General features: G+C 64.6%; 20 protein-coding genes and 1 tRNA gene. 12 read left to right on the forward strand and 9 right to left on the reverse strand.

Annotation, left to right across the window (positions count from 1 at the left end; translation table 11 throughout):
* The first annotated feature begins 45 nt into the window (after positions 1–45).
* On the forward strand, positions 46–1008 hold the full coding sequence (locus tag QMC96_08080) for an ATP-binding cassette domain-containing protein (GenBank protein MDI6876712.1): 963 nt from the start codon (positions 46–48) through the stop codon (positions 1006–1008).
* A 15-nt stretch (positions 1009–1023) separates the two neighbouring features.
* Positions 1024–1860, forward strand: coding sequence for an ABC transporter permease (locus QMC96_08085; GenBank protein MDI6876713.1), 837 nt, complete (start codon positions 1024–1026; stop codon positions 1858–1860).
* Between the two features lie 58 nt (positions 1861–1918).
* Here the strand turns inward: QMC96_08085 and QMC96_08090 are convergent, their stop codons facing one another.
* Positions 1919–2128 (reverse strand): hypothetical protein, encoded by a 210-nt coding sequence (locus QMC96_08090; GenBank protein MDI6876714.1) that lies wholly within the window; start codon positions 2126–2128, stop codon positions 1919–1921.
* A 63-nt stretch (positions 2129–2191) separates the two neighbouring features.
* On the reverse strand, positions 2192–2344 hold the full coding sequence (locus QMC96_08095) for a hypothetical protein (protein MDI6876715.1): 153 nt from the start codon (positions 2342–2344) through the stop codon (positions 2192–2194).
* Positions 2345–3002: 658 nt separating this feature from the next.
* Between QMC96_08095 and QMC96_08100 the strand changes: the two genes are divergently transcribed.
* The gene (locus tag QMC96_08100; protein MDI6876716.1) at positions 3003–4109 is read left to right on the forward strand and encodes a DUF362 domain-containing protein; all 1107 of its coding nucleotides are present in this window, start codon (positions 3003–3005) and stop codon (positions 4107–4109) included.
* Between the two features lie 55 nt (positions 4110–4164).
* On the opposite strand, the gene QMC96_08105 is transcribed toward QMC96_08100, so the two are convergent.
* The gene (locus QMC96_08105; GenBank protein ID MDI6876717.1) at positions 4165–4746 is read right to left on the reverse strand and encodes a flavodoxin family protein; all 582 of its coding nucleotides are present in this window, start codon (positions 4744–4746) and stop codon (positions 4165–4167) included.
* Positions 4747–5238: 492 nt separating this feature from the next.
* On the opposite strand from QMC96_08105, the gene QMC96_08110 reads away from it, so the two are divergent.
* From QMC96_08110 to QMC96_08120, 3 genes are read left to right on the forward strand one after another with little or no spacing between them, the layout of a single operon-like run.
* Complete coding sequence (locus QMC96_08110; protein MDI6876718.1) at positions 5239–5361, forward strand: hypothetical protein; 123 nt, start codon at positions 5239–5241, stop codon at positions 5359–5361.
* Positions 5351–6931 (forward strand): sodium:solute symporter family protein, encoded by a 1581-nt coding sequence (locus QMC96_08115; GenBank protein ID MDI6876719.1) that lies wholly within the window; start codon positions 5351–5353, stop codon positions 6929–6931. Before QMC96_08110 ends, QMC96_08115 begins: the two co-directional genes overlap by 11 nt.
* Before the next feature lie 40 nt (positions 6932–6971).
* Positions 6972–7301, forward strand: a complete 330-nt coding sequence (locus tag QMC96_08120) for a 4a-hydroxytetrahydrobiopterin dehydratase (GenBank protein ID MDI6876720.1) — start codon at positions 6972–6974, stop codon at positions 7299–7301.
* A gap of 6 nt (positions 7302–7307) precedes the next feature.
* On the opposite strand, the gene trxA is transcribed toward QMC96_08120, so the two are convergent.
* Positions 7308–7715, reverse strand: a complete 408-nt coding sequence (trxA, locus tag QMC96_08125; GenBank protein ID MDI6876721.1) for a thioredoxin — start codon at positions 7713–7715, stop codon at positions 7308–7310.
* A 116-nt stretch (positions 7716–7831) separates the two neighbouring features.
* On the opposite strand from trxA, the gene QMC96_08130 reads away from it, so the two are divergent.
* Positions 7832–7906: transfer RNA gene (locus tag QMC96_08130), tRNA-Met, on the forward strand.
* Positions 7907–7972: 66 nt separating this feature from the next.
* On the opposite strand, the gene purF is transcribed toward QMC96_08130, so the two are convergent.
* The 3 genes from purF to QMC96_08145 are packed head-to-tail and all read right to left on the reverse strand — an operon-like array spanning position 7973 to position 9820.
* The gene (purF, locus tag QMC96_08135; protein ID MDI6876722.1) at positions 7973–9388 is read right to left on the reverse strand and encodes an amidophosphoribosyltransferase; all 1416 of its coding nucleotides are present in this window, start codon (positions 9386–9388) and stop codon (positions 7973–7975) included.
* Between the two features lie 11 nt (positions 9389–9399).
* Positions 9400–9582 (reverse strand): 50S ribosomal protein L37e, encoded by a 183-nt coding sequence (locus QMC96_08140; protein MDI6876723.1) that lies wholly within the window; start codon positions 9580–9582, stop codon positions 9400–9402.
* 10 nt (positions 9583–9592) lie between these two features.
* Positions 9593–9820: an RNA-binding protein gene (locus QMC96_08145; GenBank protein ID MDI6876724.1), complete on the reverse strand. Its 228-nt coding sequence runs from the start codon at positions 9818–9820 to the stop codon at positions 9593–9595.
* Positions 9821–9947: 127 nt separating this feature from the next.
* On the opposite strand from QMC96_08145, the gene QMC96_08150 reads away from it, so the two are divergent.
* Genes QMC96_08150 through QMC96_08160 form a run of 3 tightly spaced genes read left to right on the forward strand, consistent with a single transcriptional unit; the run spans position 9948 to position 11397 of the window.
* The gene (locus QMC96_08150; protein MDI6876725.1) at positions 9948–10445 is read left to right on the forward strand and encodes an RNA-binding protein; all 498 of its coding nucleotides are present in this window, start codon (positions 9948–9950) and stop codon (positions 10443–10445) included.
* 50 nt (positions 10446–10495) lie between these two features.
* On the forward strand, positions 10496–10873 hold the full coding sequence (gene sepF / locus QMC96_08155; GenBank protein MDI6876726.1) for a cell division protein SepF: 378 nt from the start codon (positions 10496–10498) through the stop codon (positions 10871–10873).
* On the forward strand, positions 10870–11397 hold the full coding sequence (locus QMC96_08160) for a ZPR1 zinc finger domain-containing protein (GenBank protein ID MDI6876727.1): 528 nt from the start codon (positions 10870–10872) through the stop codon (positions 11395–11397). The genes sepF and QMC96_08160 overlap by 4 nt, the downstream gene beginning before the upstream one ends.
* Positions 11398–11400: 3 nt before the next feature.
* On the opposite strand, the gene purM is transcribed toward QMC96_08160, so the two are convergent.
* The gene (gene purM / locus QMC96_08165; GenBank protein MDI6876728.1) at positions 11401–12402 is read right to left on the reverse strand and encodes a phosphoribosylformylglycinamidine cyclo-ligase; all 1002 of its coding nucleotides are present in this window, start codon (positions 12400–12402) and stop codon (positions 11401–11403) included.
* Positions 12392–13792, reverse strand: coding sequence for an aspartate kinase (locus QMC96_08170; GenBank protein MDI6876729.1), 1401 nt, complete (start codon positions 13790–13792; stop codon positions 12392–12394). Before QMC96_08170 ends, purM begins: the two co-directional genes overlap by 11 nt.
* A gap of 62 nt (positions 13793–13854) precedes the next feature.
* Between QMC96_08170 and QMC96_08175 the strand changes: the two genes are divergently transcribed.
* Together QMC96_08175 and QMC96_08180 are read left to right on the forward strand one after the other, a co-directional pair.
* Entirely contained in the window at positions 13855–15483 is a 1629-nt protein-coding gene (locus QMC96_08175) for a fumarate reductase subunit A (GenBank protein MDI6876730.1), read from the forward strand.
* Positions 15480–16929: succinate dehydrogenase/fumarate reductase iron-sulfur subunit (locus tag QMC96_08180; GenBank protein MDI6876731.1), on the forward strand; the 1450-nt coding region annotated here is incomplete at its 3' end. The genes QMC96_08175 and QMC96_08180, both read left to right, overlap by 4 nt.

Consider the following 16929-nt stretch of genomic DNA (forward strand, 5'->3'; position numbering starts at 1 on the left):
AACGGGATATACCTGAACGGGGAGGAACGGAGGCGGCCGCGGTAGATGAACGGCAGCATCATCGAGGTCAGGGATCTGGAGCACTGGTTCGGGGAGTTCAAGGCGGTGGACGGCATCACCTTCAGCGTTCGGGAAGGGGAGATATTCTCTCTCCTGGGCCCCAACGGAGCGGGGAAGAGCACGACGATCAACGTGCTGACCACGCTCCTGCCGCTGCAGAAGGGGGAGGTCCGGGTCGCCGGCTACGATGTCGCCCGGGAGGCGGAGGCGGTGCGGCAGTCGATCGGCATCGTCTTCCAGGAGCTGACCCTGGACCGGGACATGACTGTGCGGGAGATCCTGGAGTTTCACGGGAGGCTGTACGGCATGCCGCGGGAGGAGCGGAGACGGCGCATCGGCGAGCTCCTCCGCCTGGTGGAACTCGAGGGGAAGCGGGACACCCTCACCAAGCACCTGAGCGGCGGGATGAAGCGGCGTCTCGAGATCGCCCGGGGTCTGATGACCCGCCCCCGCATCCTGTTCCTGGACGAACCGACGCTCGGGCTCGATCCGCAGACGCGCCTCAGGACCTGGGACTACATCGAGCAGGTGAACCGGGAGGGGACCACGATCTTCCTGACGACGCACTACATGGACGAAGCGGACCACCTGAGCGACCGCATCAGCCTCATCGACCGCGGGCGGATCGTCGTCACCGGCTCGCCCCTGGAGCTGAAGAACGCCCTCGGAGAGGACATGATCTACCTCGAGACGGACAGCGACCGCCGGGCCGTGGAACTTCTCCGTGTCGTCGACGGCGTGCGGAGCGCCGCCGTGAGACGCCAGGGCATCAGCGTCACGCTCACGGCGGATGGCACGCGGATACTCCCCCGCATCATGGAGATTCTCCTCGAGAACGGGATCGGCGTCTCCGTGGTCAACCTGAAAAAGCCGTCCATGGACGACGTCTTCGTTCACCATACCGGGAAAGCCCTGCGGGAGGCCGAACAGGCGTATCCTGGATCCTGATGGGGGAGATTTCATATGGAGATGCGGTTCCTCACCATCTACTGGCGCGACATGCTCCGCTACTTCCGGTTCAAGGCCCTGATCGTGACGTCCCTGGTGCAGCCCGCGCTCTGGATGGCGTTCTTTGGCATCGCTATGTCGAGCAACTTCAGCCGCTTCACCGCCGACGTCCCCCTGCCCCCCGGCGCCCACTCGGTCACCTACCTGACCTACATGGGGGCGGGCATGATCGCCATGACCACGCTCTTCACCAGCCTGTACGGGGGGATCATCCTGCTATTCGACAAGAACTGGGGGCTGATGCGGGAGATCCTGGCGAGCCCGCTGCCGCGGAACGATATCATCATCGGGATCGGACTCTCCGGGATGACGAAATCGTTCATCCAGGTCTTCGTCCTCACCGTGTTCGGTCTGCTGCTCGGGGTCGAGTTCTTCTCGGGCTACTCCCCGGGGGATACCCTGATCTCCCTCGTCGGCATCCTCGTATTCGTGGGTCTCTTCTCCCTGGGCTTTCTCTTCCTCTCGTCCGCCATCGCCGTCACCATGGAGACCCCCGAGGGGCTGCAGGGGGTGATCACCCTCCTCTCCCTGCCCATCTTCTTCGCCAGCAACGCCCTCTACCCGATCGAATCCTTCCCGGCGTTCCTGGAGGTGGTCTCCCTGTTCAACCCGCTGACGTACCTCATCAACGGCATCCGCTACTTTGCCATCGGAAGCGACTTCTATGCCCTGGGGATTCACTACGCGTTCACCCTGACCGACGTCCTTGTCTCCTTCCTGGCCGTGCTCGCATTCGCTGCCATCATGTTCCTTCTCGCGTGGTGGCGGATGAGAAAGGCGGTTGCGGTCTAGATCCGCGGTAAGCACTCGGTACCGGAACCGGGAGAGGCGGGAGATTCCCGCGAAGGGATCAGGATTCCCTGAACTCCGCCTCCGCGCCGGGCGCGAACCGGTCGAGCTCCCCGAAGAAGTACTGCGTCAGCTCCGGGTCAGCCCGGGAGAGGGCTGACCGGACCGTCTTTTTCAGCCACGCGGGAACTCCCTGTCCCCTTTCCAGCGTATTCTGTATGACGAGCACCGTCTCGTCCACATCGTAGCGGTTCTTCCAGGTGTAGGGCATGGAGAGCGACCCCTGCCCGTATCCTGCATGCGGATATTTAATGGTTCGCAGGAACAGCCCCGATCATCGGGGTTTTTTCGTCTCCACCCAGCGTCTGACCTCTCCGCACCGCTCGCACCGCTGCTGCCACTCGATCACGCTCGAGGAGAACTGGTCGTAGCCGCGTTTCCGCCCCCAGCGGTGCAGTCCGATCCTGCAGAGCAGCCCCCCTGTCATCCACCAGTCTTGGCGAGCCCGGTACAAATAAGTATCCTGCACTCCATGGCGCAGGACGAGCGGCAGCGCCGGATTCGATCCAGATACATGCCGGCCCACCGTTGTCTCCCGCTCTTCGCAATCAGGCCCTATCGCAACGATGGGGCGCGGGGGCTTCTTACAGGATACCAGATCTTTCTCGTCTTATCTCCGGGGAGCAGCCTGGTTTAAGGGCGACCCATCGACCTGTGAGATATGGCCGATTGCTCTCATCCCGGTATGTCGATCCTCCCATGGGCGAGGAGGCTCGGCAGCGGGAGATCTACCCGTTTGACCTCACTCCGCATACGATAGGGCCGGCTCCCGATCCGGGATCTCCATGATCCCGCCCGCTCTGCAAGGTCAACCCGAGGCCAGAGAGCATCCGGAGATTCAGGAAGCGCGGGATGGATCCGGGCACGGAGTAGAGATTATCGATGCTAGGCCCGTCTACCACGGGCCCATGGTGCTGCGGGAAACACTGCCTCTCCCCCTTATCCACGCATAGCGGATCCCGCCACAGCAACAGGGCCTGAGCCGGAGTTGACGATGCCTACCGGCTCTCTGGCCCGGGCTCGCACACCCGCAGCCCATGGTTCTTATACGTTGTCCGCCGACCTTATCCCGGAGGAGGGGTGCGATGGAAAGCGAGGTTTATTTCGCCGATCTCCGTGCACGGAGCGCGGAGGAGAACAAGATCCGCAAGATCCAGAGGCTGTTCGACTCTGCCGGGTTCCCGGGCATCGTCAGGAGAGGCGACCTGACGGCGATAAAGATGCACTTCGGGGAGGCGGGGAACGACTCGTTTGTCAACCCGATCTTCGTCCGCCCGCTGGTGGAGCGGATCAAGGCGGCGGGGGCGAAACCGTTCCTGACGGATACGCGTACGCTTTATGCGGGCAGCCGCTCGAACGCGGTCGATCACCTGACGACCGCGATCGAGCACGGGTTCGCCTACGCCGTTGTCGGGGCCCCCGTGATCGTCGCGGATGGACTGACCGGCGGGCACGCGAGAGCCGTCCCCATCGGGAAGAAGCACTTCCCGGAGGTCCTCATCGCCGGTGACATCCTGGACGCGGACAGCATGATCGTCCTCTCCCACTTCAAGGCGCACATGCAGTCGGGTTTCGGGGGCGCGATCAAGAATCTGGGCATGGGATGCGCACCTCCCGCCGGCAAGAGGGAGATGCACTGCGCCCGCGCCCAGGTGGCGGAGGAGCGGTGCGGGGGCTGCGGCGCCTGCGGGGACGTCTGCCCCCAGGCGGCGGTATCCCTGCCGGGAGGAACGTCCGTCGTGGATCGCGCCCTCTGCATCGGCTGCGGCGAGTGCATGACCGTCTGCCCCACGGGCGCGATCGAGTTCGACTGGGAGGTGGACCTGCTGCCGTTCATGGAGAGGATGGCGGAGTACGCCTTCGGCGCCGTCGCGAACAAGCGGGGTCGGGTGGGCTACGTCAACTTCCTCACCAGCATCACCCCGGACTGCGACTGCGTCCCCTGGAGCGATGCCCCCATCGTTCCGGACATCGGGGTTCTGGCTTCACGGGATCCCGTCGCCATCGATGCGGCGAGCACGGACCTGGTGAATGCGCAGCCCGGGTTCCGGAACTCCCTCCTGCACCGCCACCACGAGCCCGGTGGGGACAAGTTCCGGGGTGTCTGGGAGTGTACGCAGGGACGCCACCAGCTCCGTTACGCCGAGGAGATCGGGCTGGGAACGAGCAGGTACCGCCTGGTCCCGATCTGATGGGGCAGCCGCGCGTCTGGTTTCCCCCCCCCCTGGCGGACGGGAAGGCGTCCGTTCAGCCCCCGGGGTGCAGCCTGCCGAGGATCCAGGCCAGGTTCCTCCCGAGCGTCCGCATCGTCTCGATCCCCTCCGCATCCCGCTCGACGTCTCCCGGGGCCAGACCGATCCCCACATTCCAGTAGCTGGAGCCTACGACGATCATCTGGCTGATGAGGAAGAAGTGGTTGATGGTGTCGAAGGCGTGTATCGCTCCCGCCCGCCGCACGGCGACCACGGCAGCCCCCGCCTTCCGCTGGAACATATCCCCGTTCGCCCGCGCGACGAACCCCGCACGGTCGATCAGGGCCTTCATCTCGGAGGAGACGTCGGCGAAGTAGGTCGGCGAGCCCAGGATGATCCCGTCCGCTTCGCGCATCTTCCCGATGCAGGCGTTCACGATGTCGTCCTCGATGGTGCAGCGTCCGTCGCCGCTCGCGGCGCAGCCCATGCAGGCGGTGCAGCCGCGGACTGTCTCGCCGGCCAGGTGCACCATCTCCGTCTCTATGCCCTCCTTCTCCAGTTCGTCCAGCACGTATCGGATGAGACGGGCGGTATTCCCGTCTTTCCGGGCGCTTCCGTTGATAGCCACGACCTTCATTGCGTCCTTCTCCCTGCAGCTCATGGAAGCCGGAGGCGATAAATATCTGCTGTTTGGGCCCTGTCCAATTCCGCATCGAGGGCGGACCCTGCTCCATGACAGGCGATCCTTCTCCCATCCCCGCCGTACGCTCGGAGAGGCTGCCTGCCCCGGGGATGCCCACAGTGCACGAACCCCGGGGGGACGATCCGCGGAACGGGGGCGCTTTCCGCCGGGTATCCCTTCTGCAGGGCCGAATTCTGCATCCGGAGCGCTCCGGGGCGCCGTCCGCAACCGAACGGCGGACCCGCCCTCTCCGCACGGTTGAGAAAGGCATAAATACCGGCAATCCTACCTCTTTTTAGGATTCCATCATGGGCACAGCGCAAGAATCCTCGCATCAAACCAGAAATTTCCTCTTTGCTCCTTTTACGTTTAGTTAGGGGACCCTGAATTCCGTCAGGTTCCCCGCATCTTTTGTTCGTCATTCAAAACGAACGGCAGGTATCCATCATGTTAGGAATCGATGATCCACAGATCTGGGTTGCATATGTGCTTGCCATCGGGTTCGCCCTGGGCTGCATGGTATACGGGCTGTTGAACTGGCACAACGGGGGGAGCGAGGATGGCCGTTGATACCCTCACCTTCGCCGCACTCACCACCGTCTACCTCCTGATCACCCTGGTCCTGGGCTACCTGGGGTACAGGCACACCCGGGAAGCGGAAGACTACATGGTCGCGGGCAGGAAGGTGCACCCCGCAGTGCTCGCCCTTTCCTACGGCGCGACGTTCATCAGCACCTCGGCGATCGTCGGCTTCGGCGGGGTCGCCGCACAGCTCGGCATGGGGGTGCTCTGGCTCACCGTGCTGAACATCGGCATCGGCATATTCATCGCCTTCGTCGTATTCGGAAAGAGGACGCGGGAGATCGGGCAGCGGCTGAAGGCGGTCACGTTCCCCGATCTCATGGGGAAGTGCTACAACTCCGCGTTCATGCAGTACGCGAGCGCGCTCGTCATCGTGGTGGCGATGCCGCTCTACACCGCTGCGATCCTCATCGGGGGGGCACGGTTCATCGAGGAGACGCTGAAAATCGATTACAACCTGGCCCTGGTGGGGTTCGCCGCCATCGTGGCCGTGTACGTGGTGATAGGCGGTCTGCTGGCCGTGATGTACACGGATGCGATGCAGGGGGCGATCATGCTCGTCGGCATGACCGTCCTGCTCGTCTTCACGTACGTCCTCCTCGGAGGCGTGACGGCGGCGCACACGGCTCTTACTGCCATGACCCCGCTCGTCCCCGAGGCGCTGGCCGCCGGCGGACACACCGGGTGGACCAGCATGCCCGCGTTCGGATCCCCGATCTGGCTGACGCTCGTCACCACCATCGTGCTCGGCGTCGGCATCGGCGTGCTCGCCCAGCCGCAGCTCGTGGTGCGGTTCATGACGGTGAAGGACACCCGCTCCCTCAACCGCGCCGTCTTCATCGGCGGACCCTTCATCCTGATGATGACCGGCGTCGCCTTCACCGTCGGGGCGCTGACAAACGTCTACTTCTACCGGCAGAACGGCATGATCGCCCTTGAGGTGGGCGGCGGGAACGTCGACAAGATCATTCCGGCCTTCATCAACGCCGCGATGCCGGACCTGTTCGTCGTGCTCTTCCTGCTCGCCCTGCTTGCCGCCGCCATGTCGACGCTCTCGTCGCTCTTCCACACCATGGGAACGGCGGTTGGCTACGACATCTGGACGCACACCCGGGACCGTAAACCCTCCCTCCGGGCGAGCCAGAAGGGGATCGTGCTGATGATCGTCGTCAGTATTCTCCTGGCCTACGTTATGCCGGGGAGCATCATCGCGCGGGCGACGGCGATGTTCATGGGCCTGTGTGCGGCGGCCTTCCTGCCGCCCTTCGCGATGGCGCTCTACAGCAGGAGCCCGTCTGCCCGGGCCGCCAAGGCGAGCCTGGCAGCCGGGGCGGCGGCATGGTTCCTCTGGGCGGCGTTCGTCCACAGGGCAATCAGCGCGGACTTTATCGTCGCGAAGGCGCTCTTCGGGGGTCCCCTTCCGCTCGGGATGCCCTGGCCGATGGTCGATCCCCTCGTGATCGCGCTTCCCGTATCCTTCACGGCTCTGCTGGCCGTGCTGCTCGCCGAGAGGCACCTGCTGCCTGCGGAGAGCAGCAGAGATGCGGGGGTGCTGTGAGACGATCCTCTTTTTATTTCTGGAGCGATGAACTCTCTCCATGGCACTGGAGACGGAGAGGTGTACGCCCCCGGACGGCAGCGTGCCCCCGCTGACACGGAAGGAGGTCCTGGCTCTCCTGCGGGAGGTGCCGGGCTGGGCGCTCCGGGACGGTTATCTTTTCCGTTCGTTTGCATTCCCGGATTTCCAGGAGGCCCTGCGGTTCGTGAAGGAGCTGGCGCTGCTCGCGCTGGAGGAGGGGCACTACCCGGACATCTCCGTGCGGCAGGGGCGGATCGTGGACGTCTCCTGGTACACCTACACCTGCGGGGGGCTGACACGGAACGACTTCATCCTGGCGGCAAAGATGAACCGGGAGATTCCCCGCTGACCCCTCTCATTCCGGAAGCCGGAATGCGCGGAGAATTCTGGAGCGGATGGTCTCTTTGGGGTATGCGCCGATGATCCGGTCCACCAGCTGCCCGCTGGAGAAGAGCATGATGGTGGGAATCGCCGAGATCCCGAAGCGGGTCGCGATGCGGGGATTCTCGTCCGTGTTGCACTTGCCGAAGGAGATCGTTCCGGCGAACTCCCGGGAGAGCTGCTCGATCGTCGGTCCGACCATCCGGCAGGGTCCGCACCATTCCGCCCAGAAGTCGACCACCAGGCGGGGGTGCTGGGAGAGCATCTGCTGGAACTGGGACTCCGTTACGATCATGACGCCGCCCTTCTCCCCCTTCTTCGCAAGGGACTTCTCCATCTCCTCCAGCCTCCTCCTCCTCAAAGATTCGAGTTCATCGTCCATGCTCAGATGTGTATTCCGCTCAGGTATTTATGAGTTGAGAGCAAAATTCGGGTCCCGCGGGCGGATGTGCGAAAGTTATATCTCTTCGCATTACAACATATCTAAGCCCAGAATAGAGCGAGGTGGGGTAGTCAGGATATCCCGACGGGCTCATAACCCGTAGATCGATGGTTCAAATCCATCCCTCGCTACTCTTTTCCAACGTTTTTCGCGAAGGCGGCCGCCGGCATGCTGCCGGGAAGAAGCGTCTTTCAGCGCTAGAACATCTCCAGCTCCACCTGGTAGCTGCCCCCCACGTGGTCGACGGCCCGCGGCGTGCAGCACTCGCCCCGGATGCAGAGCGGATACCGGCCGGTGAGGCAACCGGTGCAGAGATCCGCCTGGTCGATGCCGATCGCCCGGATCAGCGACTCCATGGAGATGTAGTGGAGCGTGGTGGCATGGATGCTCTGCCGCACCGCCTCGACGTCCTTGTCGCTCGCGATCAGCTCCTCCCGCGTGGGCATGTCCACGCCCAGGTAGCAGGGAGCCCGGATGGGCGGAGAGCCGATCCGCACGTGGACGCCGCGGGCTCCGGCATCCCGTATCATCCCCACGATCCGGCGGGACGTGGTCCCCCGCACGATGGAGTCGTCGACCAGAACGATGGATCGATCCCGGATGTGCTCCTTGATGGGGTTCAGCTTGATCCGCACTGCATTCTCCCGCTCCCGCTGGGAGGGTTTGATGAACGTGCGCCCCATGTACCGGTTCTTCATCAGGACCTCCAGGAATGGAACGCCCGCGCGGATCGCATACCCCACGGCGAGCGAGGTGCCGGAGTCCGGCACCGGAGAGACCATGTCCGCCTCGACGGGAGCCTCTTCCGCCAGCAACTCCCCGATTTTGCGCCGCACGTCGTAGACCAGCCTGCCCTCCATCTGGGAATCGGCGCGTGCGAAGTAGATGAACTCGAAGATGCAGAAGGCATGGTGGTTCGAGCGCGTGATCCGCTTGGTCTGGATCCCCTGTTCGCTGATGCGGATCAGCTCGCCGGGCATCACGTCCCGCAGGAGCGTGCCGCCAAGGGCATCCACCGCCACGCTCTCCGAAGCCACGATGTAGCCGTCGCCGAGCCGCCCGAGGCAGAGGGGTTTGATACCCAGCGGGTCGCGGAACGCGTACAGCACATCGTCCAGCATCATCACCACAGAATAGGACCCCTCCAGCTTCCGCATGCAGTGGACGATCGCATCCTCGATGCTGGACGAGCGGCGGTACTCGCGGGCGATGACGCTCGCGATCACCTCGGTGTCCGTGGTGGTCGAGAAGATCTCCCCCGCTTGCTCGAACTCCGCCCGCAGCTCCTGGGTGTTCACGAGGTTTCCGTTGTGGGCGATGGCGAAGAAATGGCCCTTGTACGTGAAGTTGAACGGCTGGGCGTTCTCGGGCAGGTTGGCACCTGTCGTGGGGTATCGGACGTGCCCCACCCCCACGTTCCCCCTCAGCTTCTTCAGGATCGCCTCGCTGAAGACCTCGGTGACGAGCCCCTGCCCCTTGTGCTTGTACAGCCGGATGCCGTCGGAGGTGGAGATGCCGGCACTCTCCTGGCCGCGGTGCTGGAGAGAGAAGAGAGCATAGTACAGGGGACCGGAAACCTCGCCAGCATCAGCGATGCCAACGATGCCGCACATGCTGAAAATATTTAGTGCGTTGGAACTTTAGGCTTTTTATTCGCCCAGCGGTAACCGCGCAACTTGGTGCTTCTGCCGAATCCGCAGGCAGAACAGGTTTTCTGGCGGACGTGGTAGGAGATGGATCCGCACCTCCGGCACGCGATGTGCACCCGTTTCTGCCTCTTTCCCATGGATGGTGTGCCTTTCGACATGGAATCTCCCTTACTCTATCAGTGGTGAAATGTAGATAACGTTGTCCCCGCGAACGATAAGGGTGCCGACTTTTACGATCGTGCCGCCGACCTCTTCTTCGGCCTTGTCCAGCACGAGGTTCATGTGGACGTCGTACCCCTGCAGTATTCCCCGGATCTCCCGGCCGCCCTTCAGCGAGACGATGACCGGCTGGCGGTTCAGAACCTGATCCAAAATCTCCATCGGTCTCTTTGTCATACGATTACCCTGTGGCGTGAAGTACCATAATTGCGCGAGGTATCTACTTAAATATAGCGTTCTCCCCGCGGTCTGCGGCGGCGGACCCGCATCTTTTATCAGCGGGGAGGGGGACTATCCTAGAGAAATGGCTGCAATCACCCTGAAAAAACGCCATCCCATCCGCAAGGGGGAGATCGCCTCCCTGCAGACGCGGCTCGCCGAGCAGATCGGGGAGAGCGCAGACCTCTTCCGCTCGGATACCGTGGAGGTCGCGGAGACCGATTCGCCGTTCCGTCTCTACCTCATCGGGCGGAGACCTCTCCTGATGGAGTACGGCGGATGGGTGTTCCCGACGCTGCGGGGGGCGATCGAGCACCCGTTCCCCCAGAGGCACCTGATCGTCGACACGGGCGCGATACCCTTCGTGATCAAGGGAGCGGACATCATGCGCCCCGGGATCGTTTCGTTCACCGAGGATATCCGGGCGGGAGCGCCCGTCGTGGTGGCGGAGGAGCGGCACGATAAACCCCTCGCCATCGGGGTGGCGCTGTACGATTCTTCTGAAATGCAGCGGCAGGAAAAGGGCAAAATGGCCAGGAACATCCATTACGTCGGCGATGATCTCTGGAACCTGGAAATTTAGGGAGTGCCATAGAGATACCATTAAATAAAATTCACAGTACACCTTCTTTCATGAGTAAACTGATCGACACCATCATCGGCAGAAGCTCCACCATCGGGGAGGATGACTACATGGAGCTCGATCTGGCGGCATTCGAGGGGGCCGCCGGGGAAGAGGCGGCCTCCATGTACGTCAAGGTCGCATCCATCGCCGACATCCGTGAGACGCCGCGGGTAAAGGACGAGGTCTACAACGGCAACATCGTCATCGTCGACATATCCCGCCTCAAGATGGACAAGATCACGTACGAACGCGTGCTGAAGGACTTGAAGGAGGTGGCACGCGACGTGAACGGGGACATCGTCGGACTCGGGGACCAGAAGTACATCGTGATCACTCCGATGTCGGTGAAGATCTCCCGCGAGAAGATTGGAGGCAGCCTCTCTTGAGGAGTGTCCTGCAGAGCCGATGTCCGATCTGTGAAAATGAGATAGAGTTCCTATATCAGACCGAGGAAATACCCTATTTTTCGAAGGTTCTCCTGGTCAGCGGAAGCTGCCCCTGCGGTTTCCGGTACACGGATACGATGATCCTGGAGGAGAACGAACCGTCGGAGTGGGCGGTCCGCGTGGAGGCGGTGGAGGATCTCTCCATCCGCGTGATCCGCAGCGCCTGCGGCCACCTGGAGATCCCGGAGCTCGGCGTGCTGGTGGAGCCCGGACCGATCTGTCAGGGGTTCGTCTCCAACGTCGAGGGAGTGCTCGACCGCGTGGGGGACGTGCTCGCCGGCGTGCTCTCCTGGGCGGAGGGCGAGGAGCGGGAGCGGGCAACGAACCTCCTGCTGGATCTCGACGAGGTTCGGGCAGGAGCGCTTCCGATAACCCTGATCGTTCGGGACCCCACGGGGAACAGCGCTATCGTCTCGGATAAAGCGGAGAGGAGACTTCTGGAGGCGGAGGAGTGTGGACCGTGACCGCTATCGGATCTCCCTGCCCTGCAGGTAGACCCCTCCCTTCTCGATGACGGCGCCCACGACCCGGGCATCGGGATAGACCTCCAGAACGCCCTCGACGGAGGTGGGCGGCACGACGAACGCAAATCCCATGCCCATGTTGAAGGTGAGGTACATCTCATCGCGGGGGACGTTCCCCCTCTCCTGGAGCCAGCGGAAGATGGGCTGCGGCTCCAGCGGATCGGTGATCGAGAATCCGTAGCGGGAGAGGCGGGCGAAGTTGCGGAGCCCGCCGCCGGTGACGTGGCACATGCCGTGCACCGGAACGTTCTCGGTCACCTCCAGCGCGCCGCTGTAGATCCGCGTGGGCGTCAGCAGCTCCTCGCCGATCGTCCTGCCGTTTCTGAGCCGCTCCCCGTAGCCGCCGCCATCCTCCACGATGCGGCGTGCCAGCGTGAGCCCATTGCTGTGGATGCCGCTCGAGGGGACGCCCACGATGCGGTCGCCGGGGACGATCTTCTCGCCGGCGATCACCTTCGATCGGAGCTGGATCCCGAGGCACGTCCCCGCCAGGTCCAGTCCGCTGACGATCCCCTTCAGGGTGGCGGTCTCGCCCCCGACGATGCTGATATTGGCCTGCTTCGCCCCGGCGTTGAGCCCCTCCCCGATCTGGGACATCACGTCGGCGGAGATCCGATCCGCTGCGATGTAGTCCACGAAGGCGACGGGCTCGACGTTCATGACGTAGAGATCGTTCACGTTCATGGCGATGCAGTCGATCCCGACTGTCCGCCAGTTGCGCAGCCGTTCGGCAACGAGCATCTTGGTGCCCACGCCGTCGGTGGTCAGGGCCAGCACACGCTCCCCCATATCGACGAGTCCGGCGTAGTGCCCCACCTCCCCCACCATGCCGTAGTCGCCCCGGCGGCGGTAGGTGAGCTGGCGGACGAGGGCGCCGATGGCGTCCGCTTCGAGGTCGATATCCACCCCCGCCTCGCGGTACGTGTGTGCGTGTTCAGTCGGCATGCTCCTCCGAGAGCCTGAACTCGTCGTGGAGCGCCCGGAGGGCGCGGGGACCATCCTCGGTCTTCACGACGAAGGAGACGTTCACCTCGGACGAGCCCTGGGAGATCATGATCACGTTCACGCCCGCCTTCCCGAGGGCGGTGAAGATCCGTCCGCTGATGCCGGGCGTGCCCGCCATGCCCGAGCCGACCACGGCGATGGCGACCACGTCAGGATCGGCGGTCACCTCGCGCACGATACCGCTCTTCTGGATGGGGGCGAGGGCCTCGATCGCCACCGGCAGGTGCGCCTCCTCGATGATCAGGGAGATGTTCGCCTCGGACGAGCCCTGGGAGATCATCAGGATGTTCACGTCCTTCTCGGCGAGGGCGGACAGGAGCGACTTCGCCACGCCCGGCCGCCCGATCATCTGCACGCCGGTGATGTTGATCAGTCCCACCTTCTCGATGATGGTGAGAGCCTTCACCACCCGTTTGTCCCGATGCTCGTCCCGCAGCACGGTCGTGCCGGGATGGTTGTGGTTGAAGGTGTTCTTCACCCGGATCGGGATGTTCTTGCGCATGGCCGGTTCCAGGGAGCGCGGGTGGAGCACCTTGGCGCCGAAGTAGGAGAGCTCCATCGCCTCGAGGTAGGAGATGGTGGGCAGCACCCGGGCATCCGAAATGAGCCTGGGATCGCAGGTCATGACGCCGTCCACGTCCGTCCAGATCCAGATCTCGTCGGCGTCGATCGCCGCACCGATGATGGTCGCCGAGTAGTCGGACCCGCTGCGGCCCAGGGTGGTGACGATCCCCTTCTCCGTGCAGCCCATGTAGCCGGTGATCACCGGCACCGCATGGGAGAGAAGGGGGAGGACCTTCTGCCTGATGCGCCCGTCGCTGGCGGGGAGCGCCAGGGCGTCCCCGTGGTTGGGGGTGGTGAGAATGCCCGCCTCGCATCCGTCCAGCACTATCGACGGAATGCCCCGCTGCCGGAGCGCTGCCGATACGATCGGCGCGGAGAGGCGCTCTCCAAAGGAGATGATGTAGTCTCGGGAGCGGGGAGTCAGCTCTTTTAACGTGTAGACCGCGGAGAGGATGTTCTCGAGGGTTGTCAGGCGCGCCTCGACCTCCTGCCCCACGGCATCCGCATGGTCCGGCGCGGCGATCCGCAGCGCCTGGAAGTGCCGCTCCCGCAGGGAGCGGATGCAGGCGTCCACGGGAGGTTTGCCGCTGCACTGCACCATCTCGACCGCGTTCCGGATCAGGTGGTCCGTGATTCCGGACAGGGCCGAGACCACGACGGCGACCTCGTGCCCCTCCTCCACGCGGGGTGCAACGATGCCCGCGACGCGGGCGATGCGATCTCCATCGGCAACCGATGTGCCGCCAAATTTCATCAGAAGCCTCATATCGGCCCACTCTTTCTTCAGCAGTTTCTTTATAAAAGTATACAGCGTATCTTAATAATAGAATGCTTTTAGACGAGATTCTCGACTGCCATGTGCTGGTCATCGGCAGCGGCGGCGCAGGGGTGCGTGCAGCCCTGGAGGCCGTCCGGTACGGGGACGTGGTGCTGGTAACAAAGACCATCGCGGGGAAGGGAGGCTGCACGCCGATGGCGGAGGGGGGATACAACGCCGTCCTCCGCAGCGGCGATTCCGAGGATCTGCATATCGAAGACACCCTGCGGGGCGGGGCTTACCTGAACGATCCCGAACTCGTCTCGATCCTGGTGCACGAATCGCCGCAGAGAATCGCCGATCTGATCCGCTGGGGAGCGGTCTTCGACTTCGCCGAGGACAACCGGATCGCGCAGCGCCCGTTCGGAGGGCAGCGGTTCCCGCGAACCTGCTATGCCGGGGACCGCACCGGCCACGAGATCATGACGACCCTGCTGGAACAGCTCCGCTCCTCGGACGTGACGGTGCTGCAGGAGCGGAGCGCTGTCGAGCTTCTCGTCGACGACGGTGCCGTCGCAGGGGCCCTGCTCCTGGACGGCCAGGGCTCTCTCTCCGCCGTGAAGGCGGACGCGACGATCCTGGCGACAGGGGGAGCCGGCCAGGTGTACGACATATCCACGAACTCCGGGAGCGGCACGGGGGACGGGTACGCCCTGGGCTACCGGGCAGGGGCGGAGCTGATCGACATGGAGGAGGTGCAGTTCCACCCGACCGGGGCCGTGTACCCCTACGACGCCCGCGGGAGGCTCATCACCGAGGCGGTGCGGGGCGAGGGCGGGCTGCTGCTCAACCGGCACGGGGAGCGGTTCATGCAGCGCTACGACCCGGAGCGCCGGGAGCTCTCCACGCGGGATGTGGTCGCCCGCTCGATCGCGCTGGAGGTGCTGGAGGGGCGGGGGACGAAGAACGGGGGCGTGTACCTGGACGTCTCCCACCTCCCGCCCGGGCGGATCGAGGAGCGGCTCCCGATCATGCTGGAGCAGTTCCTCGCCTACGGCGTGGACATCCGGCGGGAGCCGATGGAGGTGGCGCCGACGGCGCACCACTTCATGGGCGGGCTGCGGATCACGCCCGAGTGCCGCACCACGGTGCCCGGGCTCTTCGCCTGCGGAGAGGTGAGCGGCGGCGTCCACGGCGCCAACCGCCTGGGCGGCAACGCCCTCGCCGAGACCCAGGTCTTCGGGAAGCGTGCCGGTGAGTTCGCCGGCAGGGAGCCGGAACGGAACGGGCGGATACCCCGGGATCAGGTCGAGAGCCAGCAGAGGCGGCTCGATGCGTTCCTCTCGGGGAGCGCGAACCCCGCGAGGGTCGCCCGCGACCTGAAGCGGACGATGTGGAGCGGTGCCGGGATCTTCCGCACGGAACAGGGTCTGCAGCGAGCGGATACCGAGATCTGGCGGCTCATGGGCGAGCCCCTCTCGGCGGCTTCCCCCGCCAACCTCATCGAGTGCTGCACGCTCCAGAACATGCTGACGACGGCGTTCCTCGTCGTGCAGTGCGCCCTGCTCCGGCGGGAGTCCCGCGGTGCCCACGTGCGCAAGGACGTCAGCCAGACCTGGGACGCGCAGCACTCCCCCTGCGGGCACACGTTCGTCTCGCTCACCCGCAGGGGGATCGAGCAGCGGGGGGCGGCGGCATGAGGGCGATCACGGTGCGGGTATTCCGCTTCGACCCGAAGCGGGATCGGGAGCCCCGCTACCAGACCTACACGGTGGACGTGAACGAGGGGGCGCGGGTGCTCCACGCCCTGCACGCCATCCACGAGCAGGACCCCTCCCTCTCCTACCGCTACTGCTGCGGGAGCGGCCAGTGCGGGAGCTGCGCCGTGCGGGTGAACGGGGTTCCGGCTCTCGCGTGCATGCGCGAGGCGGCAGACGGCATGACCGTAGAGCCGCTCGATCTGCCGATCCAGAAGGACCTCGTCGTGGATCTTGCGCCCCTGCTCGCGAAGATAGCATCCATCGCGGTTCCTGCCGGGGAGGTTCCGCTCACGAAGGAGGATATCGAGCGGATAAAACCCCTCCGCGACTGCATCGAGTGCCTGGCTTGCGTCTCGGCCTGCCCGGCGCTCACGGTGGCGGAGTTCGCCGGGCCTGCGGCGATGCGGCAGCAGCTCCGCCTCGCTCTGGATCCCCGGGACGCGAAGGACCGGATCGCGGAGAGCATCGAGAAAGGGCTCTTCACCTGCACCACCTGCGGGGCGTGCTACGCGGTCTGCCCGAAGAGCATCAAGATCCCCGGGAAAGCCATCGAGAAGCTGCGGGAGGCGGCGAACCGCCGCGGGCTCACGCTCCCCCGCCACCAGGAGGTCGCCCGCCTGGTGGAGGAGACGGGCCGGAGCATCACCCGCACCAGACCCACGTTCCTCGAGCAGGTGCCCGAAGTGATCGAGCCCTACGGTGAGGTGCGGGGAGAGGTCGGCTTCTTCGTGGGCTGCATGTTCAACGGGCGGGTGCCGGAGACGGCGCTCGACATGATCGAGGTGATGCGCAGGAACGGCATCCGCGTGATCGTGCCCCACGACCAGGTCTGCTGCGGCTCCCCGTTGATCCGCACCGGCCAGACCCGCATCCTGGACAGCCTGCGGCAGAAGAATATCGAGGCGTTCCGGAAGCGGGGCATAAAGACGGTGATGACCATGTGCGCCGGCTGCGGCTCCACCCTGAAGAACGACTACGAGGGGCTGCCGTTTGCGGTAAAGGACGTCACCGAGGTGTTGACGGAGTACGGGATCGAACCTCCCGCCCGCCTCCCCCTCGTCGCCACCTACCACGACCCCTGCCACCTCCTGCGGGGGCAGGGGATCGGCGAGCAGCCGCGGGCGCTCCTGAAACAGGCGGTGGAGCGGTTCGAGGAGATGCCCAGCAAGTGCTGCGGCGCCGGGGGCGGGGTGCGCTCCGGTCTCCCCGAGGAGGCGAAGGCGCTCGCACAGCAGCGGGCCGAGGCCATCCGGAGGAGCGGTGCGGACGTGGTGATCACGGTCTGCCCCTTCTGCGAGTTCCACATCCAGGAGAACACCGATCGGCCCGTCTGGAACATCTGCACCCTCCTGCTCAAGGGATACCGGGAGAAGGACCGGCAGAAGG

The sequence above is a fragment of the Methanomicrobiales archaeon genome, assembly GCA_030019205.1.
Lineage (GTDB): Archaea > Halobacteriota > Methanomicrobia > Methanomicrobiales > JACTUA01 > JASEFH01.